The following is a 12148-nucleotide window of genomic DNA, read 5'->3' on the forward strand; positions in this document are numbered from 1 at the left end:
ATGCCTGATGACCATAGCGAGGTGGTCCCACTCCTTCCCATCCCGAACAGGACAGTGAAACGCCTCTGCGCCGATGATAGTGCGGATTCCCGTGTGAAAGTAGGACATCGTCAGGCTGTTATACGAGAAAGGGCCCAGCAATTGCTGGGCCCTTTTCTTTTGGAAATTCCGAATCAGGTGCTCAGGAATTTTGGATCCAGTCAGCGTCGCGGGTCGCGGCGTGCACGCGCACCAGATCATTCAGAAGTTGTGAAATCCATAGCTGGAACGGCACGTCGGCAAACCAGCGGCCGTGCACGACTCGGAAATACGGCGTTGCGGTTGCCCAGTCGGCCAGTGCGGCGGTCTGCAATCGCTGGACGTCGAGCAGCTTGAATTTCAATAGCACCTTGGCCGCATGCGCCGCATGCTTGAGCGGGTTCGATCGATAGGCATCCAGCCTGCTGCGCGCACGGTCGACCGCCGGGCCGACGCCGGTGAAGACGGAGCCATGTCCGGGAACGACCACGGCGGGCGCCAGTTCATCGATCAGGTCGAGCGTCTTTTCCACCTCATCGAACGCCCTTTCCCCTTCCAGTTCCTGGAAAACGACACCGAATCCATTTTCCCAGAGCGCGTCCGCAGAGATCAACGTCCGTGTCCGGGGCTCGAAGAAGATGACCGAGTGTCGATCGTGACCCGGTGCCGCATGCACTTGCCATTCGTTCGCGCCGAGAGTGATGGTGCTGCCGGGCGGCAGGACGCCGTCGATGTGGAATCGGGGGCATGCCTGGCCAGTCGGCCGGTAGCTCAGCGCGACATCGTCCCACCGACGCACGGCATCTGCGAGACCCGGCGGGATCAATGTCTGCACAGCCGGGAAGGCCGCCTGGAGCGTGGCGTTGCCGCCGCAGTGGTCGCTGTGCAGATGCGTGTTGACAAGCGTCCGCAACTGCCTGCCACCGATGCAGTTGCGGACCATGTCCAGCGTGAGCGCAGCATGGTTTGCATAGCCGCTGTCGACGAGCGCGACGTTCTCCTCGCCGAGCAGCAGGACATTGTTGGACGACAGCCACCCGCGCTCGAACACCTGCATGCCGCGCGGGAAGGCGAAGGTGCATTGCACCATCGCTACGGCGCCGCCCGTAGCTCGCGAGGCAGGAGCTTGCCGACGTTGAACTTGGGCGGCTCGTCGCAAAACTCGATGTGCTTCGGCAGCTTGTAGCCGGTCAGGTGCTGCTGGCAATGCTGGGGGACATCGCCCTCTGGCAGCGTCGGGTTGTCCTTCACGACGAACAGCTTGATGGCTTCACCCTGCTTCTCGTCGGCCACGCCGATCGCCGCGCACTCCACCACGCCCATGCACCACGAAACCACGTTCTCCAGTTCATTGGGATAGGCTTTGAAGCCGCCGGCCGGGATCATGTCCTTTTTTCGCTCGACGATGCGCGTGTAGCCTCGCTCGTCCATGGTGCCACGTCGCCGGTCCGCATGAAACCGTCGGTCGTGAATGTTCTCTCGTTCCCCAGCGGCTGCTGGTCGTACCCCTGCATCATGTCCGGGCCGCGGATGCGATCCCGCCGGCCTGCTCCAGGGCAAGCGAGTTGCCCTCGTAGTCCTTGATCGCCAGGCCGATCCCCGGGCAGCGGCAGCCCGGTGGTCCCCGAGCGCTCTAACGCGGTCAGCGGGTTGTTGGTGCCGATCGCGCAGGTTTCGCACATGCCCCAGCCTTGCACCAGCAGGCATCCGGACGCCTGATGCCATTGACGTGCAGTTCCTTGCGGTGCCGCCATCGTGCCGGCCTGGGAGACATGGAGCCGGGAAAAATCGATGGTTCTGAACTGCGGATCCTGCAGCAATGCGTTGAACAAGGTGTTGACCGCCGCAAAGGACGTGGAAAGGACGCCGCTTGAGCACCGCGACGAACTTCTCGATGTCCGTCGGATTCGGGATCAGGGTCAGGTGCGATCCCCGCCGCATCGGGCCGAGGCACAGCGTCAACGCGAAGCTGTGATACAGCGGCACCGCGGCGATGACGTTCGTGCTGCTGACGTCGGCGACCCGGTTCAGTGTCGGCGTGAACCAGGCCTCGGACTGGAGGATGTTGCGGTGGCTGAGGATCGCGCCTTCCGACAGCCCGCCCGTCTCGCCCGCGTACTGCAGGAAGGCAACGGAGTCGAGATCCAGAACCATCGGGCACAGCGCCACGGCGGAGCCTTCGACGACCGCGGCGCGGGACGAAGTGACGCTGCGCCGCTGCGTCAATGGCAGCTGGAAGGCCGGCACCAGCCTGGCCAGCTGCCGCACCGCGAACGTGATCCAGCGGCCGTGCCAGGAACCGAGCAGCTCGCCCATCGAAGCCACGACCATCTGCCGCACCACCGTCTGCTCGACCACCTCCTCCAGCGTCCCGAAAAAATTCTGCAGGATGACGATCGGGCTCGCGCTCGCGCCCGAGTCCTTGAGCTGGTGCTCCAGCTCGCACGGCGTGTAGAGCGGGTTCACGTACACGCAGGTATAGCCGGCGCCGCCCACCGCTGCCACCGCCACGGTGAACTGCAGGATGTTGGGCAGCATGATCGCCACCCGGGCGCCAGACGCGAGTCCGCGCGGCTGCGGCCAGGCGCCGAGTGCGGTGGACCGCCGGTTCAGCTCGCGGTAGCTCATCCATCGTTCCGTGCGCACCGAGGACGGCCGCTCGGCGCCCTTGCGGAACGACTCCCCCAGCAACGCCGTCAACGATGCGTACTGGCCCACGTCGACATCGTGCCCGTCCGCCTCCGGATAGCTCTTGAGCCAGTGCTTCTGCTCCATGCGATGCTCCTTCGCAGCGATTGTGGGCAGCCGCGACGTGCCGCCGTTAGCGGGCTTGTGCTAGGACGCGCGCGAGTTCGGTCTCGCAGGCGACAGGTTCGGCGTCGAACAGCAGCTGCAGCAGGCCCTGTTCGCGCTGGTGCACCGTCTCGAGAAAGACACGCATGCCGTCGTGCGAGCTGGCAACGCCGGTAAAGGTATCGAAGCCACCTTCCAGGAAGCGCTGCAGCGCGCTCATGCCCGCCGCCGCGGCCGGCGCACGCATCATCCTGAGCATCAGGCGCAGCCCCGGCAGGCGGGTCAGGCGCGCCAGTTCCGCCCCGATGGCGACCACCCGTTGCAACTGCTGCTGCCGGTCCTCGCGCCGGCCGACCGTCTTCCAGGCCTGCACGTAGCCGGGCACGTCGACCGCGTGCGCCGCCAGCGCGCCGGCCATCGCGTGGTCGAGCGATTCGGTCAATGCATGCAGCTGCGCGAGCGCCGCCGCGGTATCGGCGACGTCGCGCGGGAACAGGCGTTCCACGGCGCCGGCGATGCGCACGAACTGCGCGTCGCGTGCGGCGAAGTCGCCGTCGCTGTACAGCTCTTCGAGGAAGAAGCGGGCGGCGGCCGCATAGGGTCCGGCCACCAGCAGGTCGGCGTAGGTGCCACGGAACCGGCGCGCCTGAAATTGCTTGACCGTCGACACCGCGGCGGCAATGTGCGGCAGCTTGCGGCTTTCCTGCCGCAATTGCTCCACCTCGCTGACCGCCCGTCGAATGGTCTCCGCCGTGTTCATGGCACCGAGTCTATACAGGCCGCCCGGTGCGGCGCGCAACCGGTGTGATACTGCGTCATGCCTCAGCGCTCCCTCCTCGCCTGGCTGCTGCGGACCGCTTTGGCGGTTCAGGCCGCGCTCCTCCTGTCGTTCCTGCTGTGGCGCTGGCCGATCTCGCCCGTCCAGGCCGTCGCGGGCGCGCTGGCCATCGTAGGCATCGCTCCACTCGTGCTCGCCATTCAATTCGTGCTCCTGCGCGTGGTCGCCCGCTCCGACAGCGCCGTCCCGCAGGCCAGTGCCATGGAACTGGCCCGGGCCTGGATCGGAGAGGTGGGCAGCCTGGTGCGCGTCTTTTACTGGCGCCTGCCTTTCCGCTGGCAAGCGCCGCCCGACTTCCTCGATCCCGCGTGCACCGGCCGCACGGGTGCCGTGCTGATCCACGGGTTCGTGTGCAACCGCGGCTTCTGGGCCCCTTGGCTGCGCCGGTTGCGCCAGCAGCAGCAGGCGCACGTCGCCGTCAACCTCGAGCCGGTGTTCGGTTCCATCGACGACTACGTTCCCATCATCGAGGCCGCCGTGCAGCGCGTCACCCGGCTGACCGGGGCGGCGCCGGTCCTGATCTGCCACAGCATGGGCGGACTGGCCGCGCGCGCCTGGCTGAGGGCTGCGGGCGACGGCGGCCGCATCGCCCACCTGGTGACCATCGGCAGCCCCCATCACGGGACCTGGCTGGGCCGCTTCAGCAACATGCCCAACGGTCGGCAGATGCGCCAGCGCGGCGCCTGGATTGCGGATCTGGAGCGGGCTGAAGCGTTGTCGCCGTTGCCGCCGTCCACCTGCTGGTACTCCAACTGCGACAACATCGTCTTTCCCCCCTCCACCGCGATGCTTGCCCACGCCCGCAACCGCTTCCTGCCGGGCGAAGCGCACGTCGCGATGGCGTTCCACCCGGACGTGATGACTGCAACCTTTCGCCTTCTTGAAGCACCAACACGACCCACATGAAAGTGAATTTGTCACAGGAATGGGAAAGGAGAATACTCACCAGCCCTGCCGAATGCGTTTCTAAGCTGTACCCAACAGGGGGAAACATGAAAGAAGCAACGTTGGGCAGCGAACTGGAAGCCGACCGTGCTCCGATGGTCCTGGACGACCTCGGTGCCGGCCTGGCGCTGATACTGGATGAGATGGCGCACGGGGTGGTGGTGGTCTCGGCACAAGGGCGGGTGCTCCACGCCAACCAGGCGGCACGCCAGGAATTGGCCCGCCGCCACACCATCTGCATTCACGAAGGTCATCTGCAGGCCGCCGACACAGCCCAGTCCCGGGCCTTGCTACAGGCGGTCGGCAAAGCCGGCAGCGGCCGCCGCAGCATGGTCGTCCTGCGGTCCGAGGGCCGGGCCAGCCTGGGCGCGGCCGTCCTGCCGCTGCGCAGCGACGCCAACGGACAGGCGGCGTCCGTGGCGCTGGTGTTCTCGCGGGCGGCGGTCTGCGAGCCGCTGATGCTGTGCTTTTTCGCCCGTACCCATGGCCTGACCAACTGCGAAGAGCAGGTGCTGTCCATCCTGTGCCAAGGCTACTCGGCACCCGAAATCGCCCTGCATCTGAAAGTCGCGGTGTCCACCGTGCGCAGCCATGTCCGCAGCCTGTGCGCCAAGACACAGTCCAACGGCGTGCGCGCCCTGGTGGGCCGGGTCGCCGTCTTGCCTCCGCTGGGAGCGGCTCGCCTGCAGGAACGAGTGCACTGAACAACTCCGTGATGGAGTTTCGCGCAATCGCGTGCTAGAGTGAATTCGAGGGGGCGCCATGAATGTGTCCAGGACAGCAGCGGAGCAGGACAGGCTGATTGCCATGCTCAAGCCGGGCATTGCCCGGCTTGCCACCAGAGGCATTCTCAGGAGCTACCGCAAGAACACGATCATCCTCAACGAGGGTGAGCCGGGCGATTCGCTGTTCGTGCTGCTCCAGGGCGAGGTCAAGGTGTACGCCACCGACGAAAACGGCCGCGAAATCACCTACGGCATGATCTCCGCGGGCGACTATTTCGGCGAGATGTCGCTCGACGGCGGGCCGCGTTCCGCCTCGGTGATGACAGTGGAGCCAACGCTTTGCTCGCTGCTGTCGCGCCAAGCCATGCAGCAGCACCTGCACGAAGAGCCAGCGTTCGCCATGGAGCTCGTCAGCCAAGTGATCCGCCGGGCACGCTCGGCAACCGAAACGGCGCGGCAGATGGCGCTACTGGATGTGTACGGGCGAGTCATCCATACACTGGAAAGCCAGCAAGGCCCGGGCGCCACGCTGACCCCCGTGGAGCTGAACCAGATCACCCACCAGCAGATCGCCAGTCGCGTCGGCGCCTCGCGCGAAATGGTCAGCCGGCTGCTGAAAGACCTGGAAAAGGGCGGCTACGTGGAATTGGGCATCAAGCGCATCACGCTCAAGAAGAAGCTGCCGGCGCGCTGGTAGTTCCGCATCACGCCGTCTGTCACGCGCCGGCGGCAGCCCCCTGCAGCGCCTTGGCAAGTCGGGAAGCCACCAGCCCCTGGGCGGGCGTGCGTTGCAGGTAGCCGGCCACGCTAAAGCGCGGCTGCGCGTCCTGCAGGCGGTCCAGCGTTTCCCGCGCCTCCTGGATGTCTCCAATTTCGAACTGGGCGGCCGCCAGCGTGCAGTAAGCCGGCACGAAGCGCCGGTTTGCCCGCAAGGATTGCTCCGCGGCAGCCACCGCCTGCGGCAGCGCTCCGTCCGCCCAGCAGGCCAGCGCCGCGCCCGCGTCGTACCAGTAACGCAGCGCCAACGGTGGCATCAGGCGCAAGGCGGCGTCGCAGGCGGCGCGCGCCCGCTGACCTTGCCCGCGCCAGGCGAACAGTTCGCCCTGGAGCAAGTGCGCCAGCGGGTCGTCCGGGCGCGAGCCCAGCGCCTGCACAAAATACTCGCCGGCGCCGCGCAGGTCCCGCGCCAGGTGCAGGGCGACGTGGCCGGCCATGCACAGGACGATGGGCGCCTGCGGATCGCACTGCAGCGCGGACTGGATGTGGGCCGTGGCCGGTTGCAGCGCGTCCTCCGCGCCCAACCAGCCTTGCAGCACGCCCAGCACGTGCCAGTGGGCCAGCCAGGCATGGGCGGCGGGATGGCGTCGGTCCCGTTCCGCCAGGTGCTCCAGCATCAGCCGGGCGCGGTCGAGGTCGGCGCGGCCCAGGCGGTGCATCACCGCGATCGACGTCAGCAGCAGGGCATAGCCTTCCAGCGCCGGCAGCGGCAGGCCTTCGGCGCGATCGACTTCATTGGCCATCACCGCCGCATTGACCGAGGGCGCTAGCGTCGCCAAGAAGGTGGTGCCGCCCGTCAGCAGATCGGGCAGCCGGCCCTTGAAACTGTCGGCCCACACGATGTGGCCGCTGTGCGTGTCCGTCAGTTCGGCGAACACGGCCAGTTGCCCGCCGATTTCGCGCGCGTGCCCGGACAGGACATACCGGCTCCCGAGGTGGCGCCGGATCTCGTCGAGCGAGGGCCGCACCTGCCGCAAGGCGACGGTCGACAAGCGCGACGTCACCTGCAGACCGTCGCTGCGTGACAAGGCGGCCACTGCCTCGTCGGCCGCCGCCTGTCCCAGCGAGCCGCTGCCGCCAGGCGCATCGGAGGTCTCGAACGGCAGCACCGCCACGCTGGCCCGCATGGTGGCGCGGGTCGGGCCGACCGCCGGCATCACCGGCGCCGGCCCGGTGAAGCCCACGCGGTAGGCGCGAACCGGCAGCTTCACGTGCTTGAGGTGGCAGGCGCCCAGGTCTTCCAGCTGGGCGTTCAGCTCGCCGCGCACCCGTTCGCGCAGGGCCCCGGAAATGACGATCTCGCCGGGGCCGGCCAGGGTGGCGATGCGCGCCGCCAGGTTCACGTCGGTGCCGTAGATGTCGTATTCGTCGGCGACGAAATCGCCGATGTGCGCCCCGATCCTCAGGTGCACCTGCTGCTCGGGGGGCAGCCCCCGGTTGCCTTCCATGAACCAGCCCTGCATCGCCAGCGCCGCGCGGATGCAGCCTTGCGGATCGGTGAACTCGATCATCAGGCCGTCACCGAGACTGCGATGCATGCGGCCGGTGTCGAGCGGCAGGCGCTTCAGCACGAAGCCGACGAAGAGCTTCCAGCGGCGGATGAATTCCGCCTCGTCTTCCTCCATCAATCGCACGGACTCGACCACGTCCGCCACGGCAATCACTTTCGTGAAGCGCGGAAAGCGACCACCGTCGACCCCGGAATGCGGCATCTTGGTAAGCGTCTGCAACTTGGAACTGAATATGTAGCACGCTCGGGCACTCCGTGTCTTGCCACTTGTGGGAGAAGCGGCCTTGGTGTGCTGTTGTAGAAGTGCACGGGCTCAATCCTGGCGCCAGGATCCCGGGATGCACCTCTTGCGCGACGCGGGAAAACCCTTACCCTTGATGGATGGCTGAAAGGCAGCAAACCACCAGTTCCCCGTCCGTCGTGCCGATCCGCTCGCTCGCCGAGAGGCACCGGGAGCGCATTGGCGTGCACCTGAGGGCGCTCGACCCGCAAGACCGCTACCTGCGTTTCGGCTACGCGGCCAGCGACGAGCAGGTGCAGCGCTACGTGGACCAGCTCGATTTCGAGCGGGACGAGATCTTTGGCATCTTCAACCGCAAGCTGGAGCTGATCGCCATGGCGCACCTGGCGTTCCTGCACACCCGGGAGGCCGGGCCGGGCGCCGAATTCGGTGTGTCGGTCTCGAAGCCGGCCCGCGGCCGCGGTTTCGGCGCCCGCCTGTTCGAGCGGGCCGTGATGCATGCGCGCAACGAAGGAGTGGAGCTGATGTTCATCCACGCCCTGTCCGAGAACACCGCAATGATCAAGATCGCCCGCAACGCCGGCGCCACGCTCGAGCGCGCCGGCGGAGAAACCGAGGCCTACCTGCGGCTGCCGCCGGCCACGCTCGACACGCGAATGAGCGAGCTGTTCGAGGAGCAACTGGCCCAGACCGACTATCGGCTGAAGGTGCAGGCCCGCAATTTCCTGGACTTCCTGGCCAGCGTGCAGGAGATCCGCCGCGGCGTCGGCGACGCCCGCCGCAAATCCGGCGCCTGAAGGCTGTTTTCCGGCACTGCCCCGCGATCCAGTATCCTATCGATCCCTCCACTCCGCCTCTGGCTGTGTCTGACCCTCACCCTGCGCGCGCAGCGCATGACAAGCAGGACAAGCGAACGTTCCTGCAGAAGGTTGCCGAGTTCATCCATCCCGGACCGGACTCCACGGCAGAACTGATCGAAACGCTTGCCGAAGCCGAAGACAACGATGTCATCGGCCCGGAGTCGCGCGTCATGCTCGAGGGCGTCATCCGCATGGCCGGCCTGACCGCCGGCGACGTCATGGTGGCGGCCCCGCGGATGGACCTGATTCACATCGACGCGCCCTACGACGAGATCCTGCACGTCGTCATCGACACGGCGCACTCGCGCTTTCCGGTGTACGAAGGCGACCGCGAGAACATCATCGGCATCCTGATGGCCAAGGACCTGCTCAAGCTGCAGCGGGCCCCGGAGCTGAATCCGCGGGCGCTGCTGCGCCCGGCGGTGTTCGTGCCGGAAACCAAGGGCCTGAACGATCTGCTGCGCGAATTCCGGGGCAACCGCAACCACCTGGCGATCGTCATCGACGAGTTCGGCCGGGTGGCCGGCCTGATCACCATCGAGGACGTGCTCGAGCAGATCGTCGGCGAGATCGAGGACGAGTTCGACATCGTCGAGGACGAGGGCGACATCTTCGGCCTGGCGGACCGCACCTACCGCGTCAGTGGCGACACCTCGATCGAGCGCGTCAGCGAAGCGTTTGGCGTGCCGCTGGTGCCGACCGGGGACGAGCCCGAGTTCGACACCATCGGCGGCCTGGTCGCACACGAGATGGGCCACGTGCCCAAGCGCGGCGAGTCCACGGTGCTGGCCGGCCTGAACTTCGTGGTGCTGCACACCAAGGGTGGCGCGGTGCGGTGGTTCAAGGTCTCGCCGGTTGAACCCGGCGACAACCCGTCTTGAACCTGCCCGGGGCGCGGTTCGCTTGCGCGCTTGCCGCCGCCGGGCTGGCCGGGCTGCTGCAGGCCTGGTCGATCGCCTGGCCCTGGAACGGGCAGCCGCAGTGGTGGCTGCAGATTCTGTCGCTGGCCGTGCTCGCCGGGGTGCTGCTGCGCGAGGATTGCTGGCGCAAGGGCTTGCTGCTCGGCTGGGCATTCGCGACCAGCTGGCTGGCCGCCACCTTCTGGTGGCTGTTCATCTCCATGCATTTCTACGGCGGCCTGGCGGCGCCGTTGGCAGCCATCGCCGTGCTCGGCCTGGCCGCCTTCCTGGCGCTGTACTACGCGGTGGGCAGCGCCGTGTTCACGCATCTGCGTGGCGCCGGGCCGCTGCGTGACGCCACCCTGTTCGCATCCCTCTGGCTGGCGGGCGAGCTGCTGCGGGTCACCTGGTTCACCGGTTTTCCCTGGGGCGCCGGTGGCTATGCCCACGTGGACGGCCCGCTGGCCTTCCTGGCTCCATGGATTGGCGTGCACGGCATGGGCTGGCTGGCTGCGTGGATCGCTTGCGCCCTGGCGCTGCTGGCGGTGCCGCGTCCGGGCAGCCGGGGCGCAATGGCCGGCGCGGCGCTAGTCGGCGTGCTGTTGCTGGCCGGCAACGGGGTGGGCCGCATCGGCCCACCAGAGTCCGCCGACGCGCCCGCCCTGCGGGTGGCACTGCTCCAGGGCAACATCGCGCAGGATGAGAAGTTCGAGGACCGCTCTGGCGTGCCGCAAGCCCTGGAGTGGTACGGCCGCATGCTGCGCAGCACCGATGCCGACTTGGTGGTGGCGCCCGAGACGGCGCTGCCGCTGCTGCCGCAGCAACTCCCCGAGGGCTACTTCGAAGCGCTGCGTGCCACCTTCGCCGACGGCTCACGCGCGGCCCTGGTCGGGCTGCCCCTGGGCAGCTACAGCGAGGGTTACACCAACTCGGTGGTCGGCATGAAGCCCGGCGACATGGCCTATCGCTACGACAAGCACCACCTGGTGCCGTTCGGCGAATTCATCCCGCCGCTGTTCAAGTGGTTCACCCGCCTGATGAACATCCCGCTGGGCGACTTCAATCGCGGCGACCTCGGCCAGCCGTCCTTCAGCTGGCGGGGCGAGCGGCTGGCGCCGAACATCTGCTATGAAGACCTGTTCGGCGAGGAGCTGGGCGCGCGCTTTCGCGACCCGGCGACGGCGCCGACCATCTTCGTCAACCTCAGCAACATCGGCTGGTTCGGCAACACGGTGGCGATCGACCAGCACCTTCACATCAGCCGCATGCGGGCGCTGGAGTTCGCCCGCCCGATGATCCGCGCCACCAACACCGGCGCCACCGCCATCATCGACCGCTTTGGCCGCGTCACCAACATGCTGGGGCGGCACACCCGCGGCGTGCTGGTCGGCGACGTCGTCGGGGGCCGCACCACGACGGCATATGCCTGGTGGGTTTCGCGCTTCGGGCTGTGGCCGCTGTGGCTGCTGGCGCTGGGCGTGCCACTGCTGGCGGCCGTGGCGCGCCGGCGCCGGCCCCCGCCCTACAATTGAAGGTTCCGCGGGCCGCCGGCCCGCGCCCCTGATCCGCGGGTGGCCACTGCCGCCCTCGCTGCCCATGCTCACATTTCAGCAAATCATCCTGAAGCTGCAGTCGTACTGGGACGCCCAGGGCTGCGCGTTGCTGCAGCCGTACGACATGGAGGTCGGCGCAGGCACCTCCCACACGGCCACGTTCCTGCGCGCACTCGGCCCCGAGCCGTGGAAGGCCGCCTATGTGCAGCCCAGCCGCCGCCCCAAGGATGGCCGCTACGGCGAGAACCCCAATCGCCTGCAGCACTATTATCAGTTTCAGGTGATCCTCAAGCCGTCCCCGGCCAACATTCAGGACCTTTATCTGCAATCGCTCTATGCCATTGGCATAGACCCCGCCGTCCACGATCTGCGCTTTGTCGAAGATGACTGGGAAAACCCCACCCTTGGCGCCTGGGGCCTGGGCTGGGAAGTGTGGTGCGATGGCATGGAAGTCAGCCAGTTCACCTACTTCCAGCAGGTTGCCGGCTTTGAGTGCAACCCGGTTTCGGGCGAGTTGACCTACGGCCTTGAACGCCTCGCCTGCTATCTGCAGAACGTTGACTCCATCATGGAGCTGAACTTCAACGGCGGGACCGGCGACGCCAAGGTCACCTATGCCGATGTGTTCCTGCAAAACGAGCAGGAATCGAGCAAGTACAATTTTGAAGCCGCCAACACCGAAATGCTGTTCCGCCATTTCGCCGACGCCGAAACCGAGTGCCGTGCCGTTCTGGCCAGGGGCTCGCAAGGCGATCGCCAGACCATGGCCATCCCCGCCTATGAGCAGGTGCTCAAGGCCGCCCACAACTTCAATCTGCTGGACGCTCGCGGCGCCATTTCGGTCACCGAACGCCAGAGCTACATCCTGCGCATCCGCGAACTCGCCAAATCCTGCGGCGAAGCCTGGCTCCAGACCGCCGGCGGCAGCGCGCCCTGACCGCCTGAACTAGCCCCCGCCATGTCATCCCGGCCCCGAGCCGGGATCCATC

12 protein-coding genes, 1 rRNA gene and 1 pseudogene are annotated in these 12148 nt (G+C 67.1%); 8 read left to right on the forward strand and 6 right to left on the reverse strand.

The window, feature by feature from the left end; genetic code table 11:
* Positions 1-3 precede the first annotated feature (3 nt).
* A 5S ribosomal RNA gene (gene rrf, locus JWP65_RS01210) occupies positions 4-116 on the forward strand.
* A 65-nt stretch (positions 117-181) separates the two neighbouring features.
* Here rrf and JWP65_RS01215 read toward each other — a convergent pair.
* The 5 genes and pseudogenes from JWP65_RS01215 to JWP65_RS01235 all read right to left on the reverse strand — a co-directional run bounded on the left by JWP65_RS01215 (position 182) and on the right by JWP65_RS01235 (position 3571).
* The gene (locus JWP65_RS01215) at positions 182-1108 is read right to left on the reverse strand and encodes an MBL fold metallo-hydrolase (protein WP_299759564.1); all 927 of its coding nucleotides are present in this window, start codon (positions 1106-1108) and stop codon (positions 182-184) included.
* Between the two features lie 2 nt (positions 1109-1110).
* Complete coding sequence (locus JWP65_RS01220; protein WP_367280455.1) at positions 1111-1449, reverse strand: hypothetical protein; 339 nt, start codon at positions 1447-1449, stop codon at positions 1111-1113.
* Positions 1401-1772 (reverse strand): hypothetical protein, encoded by a 372-nt coding sequence (locus tag JWP65_RS01225; protein WP_367280456.1) that lies wholly within the window; start codon positions 1770-1772, stop codon positions 1401-1403. Before JWP65_RS01225 ends, JWP65_RS01220 begins: the two co-directional genes overlap by 49 nt.
* 61 nt (positions 1773-1833) lie before the next feature.
* Positions 1834-2793, reverse strand: a pseudogene (locus JWP65_RS01230) (AMP-binding protein); the annotation flags it as partial.
* A 46-nt stretch (positions 2794-2839) separates the two neighbouring features.
* A complete protein-coding gene (locus JWP65_RS01235) occupies positions 2840-3571 on the reverse strand; it encodes a hypothetical protein (protein ID WP_299759566.1) in 732 nt (243 codons plus the stop codon).
* Positions 3572-3628: 57 nt separating this feature from the next.
* Between JWP65_RS01235 and JWP65_RS01240 the strand changes: the two genes are divergently transcribed.
* The 3 genes from JWP65_RS01240 to JWP65_RS01250 all read left to right on the forward strand — a co-directional run bounded on the left by JWP65_RS01240 (position 3629) and on the right by JWP65_RS01250 (position 6016).
* Positions 3629-4555 (forward strand): alpha/beta fold hydrolase, encoded by a 927-nt coding sequence (locus JWP65_RS01240; RefSeq protein WP_299759568.1) that lies wholly within the window; start codon positions 3629-3631, stop codon positions 4553-4555.
* Positions 4552-5298 (forward strand): LuxR C-terminal-related transcriptional regulator, encoded by a 747-nt coding sequence (locus JWP65_RS01245; RefSeq protein ID WP_299759570.1) that lies wholly within the window; start codon positions 4552-4554, stop codon positions 5296-5298. Before JWP65_RS01240 ends, JWP65_RS01245 begins: the two co-directional genes overlap by 4 nt.
* A gap of 103 nt (positions 5299-5401) precedes the next feature.
* Positions 5402-6016, forward strand: a complete 615-nt coding sequence (locus tag JWP65_RS01250) for a Crp/Fnr family transcriptional regulator (protein ID WP_299759572.1) — start codon at positions 5402-5404, stop codon at positions 6014-6016.
* 19 nt (positions 6017-6035) lie between these two features.
* On the opposite strand, the gene JWP65_RS01255 is transcribed toward JWP65_RS01250, so the two are convergent.
* The gene (locus JWP65_RS01255) at positions 6036-7826 is read right to left on the reverse strand and encodes an adenylate/guanylate cyclase domain-containing protein (protein ID WP_299759574.1); all 1791 of its coding nucleotides are present in this window, start codon (positions 7824-7826) and stop codon (positions 6036-6038) included.
* 161 nt (positions 7827-7987) lie between these two features.
* On the opposite strand from JWP65_RS01255, the gene JWP65_RS01260 reads away from it, so the two are divergent.
* The 4 genes from JWP65_RS01260 (at position 7988) to JWP65_RS01275 (ending at position 12096) form a co-directional block, all read left to right on the forward strand.
* Positions 7988-8644, forward strand: a complete 657-nt coding sequence (locus JWP65_RS01260) for a GNAT family N-acetyltransferase (protein WP_299759576.1) — start codon at positions 7988-7990, stop codon at positions 8642-8644.
* A 65-nt stretch (positions 8645-8709) separates the two neighbouring features.
* Entirely contained in the window at positions 8710-9588 is an 879-nt protein-coding gene (locus JWP65_RS01265) for an HlyC/CorC family transporter (protein ID WP_299759578.1), read from the forward strand.
* On the forward strand, positions 9585-11138 hold the full coding sequence (gene lnt, locus JWP65_RS01270) for an apolipoprotein N-acyltransferase (protein ID WP_299759580.1): 1554 nt from the start codon (positions 9585-9587) through the stop codon (positions 11136-11138). Before JWP65_RS01265 ends, lnt begins: the two co-directional genes overlap by 4 nt.
* Positions 11139-11202: 64 nt before the next feature.
* Positions 11203-12096 carry a glycine--tRNA ligase subunit alpha gene (locus tag JWP65_RS01275; RefSeq protein WP_299759582.1) on the forward strand — a complete coding sequence of 298 codons (894 nt, stop codon included), beginning with the start codon at positions 11203-11205 and terminating at the stop codon, positions 12094-12096.
* Positions 12097-12148 lie beyond the last annotated feature (52 nt).

The organism is Ramlibacter sp., assembly GCF_028292805.1.
Classification (GTDB): Bacteria; Pseudomonadota; Gammaproteobacteria; order Burkholderiales; family Burkholderiaceae_C; genus Ramlibacter.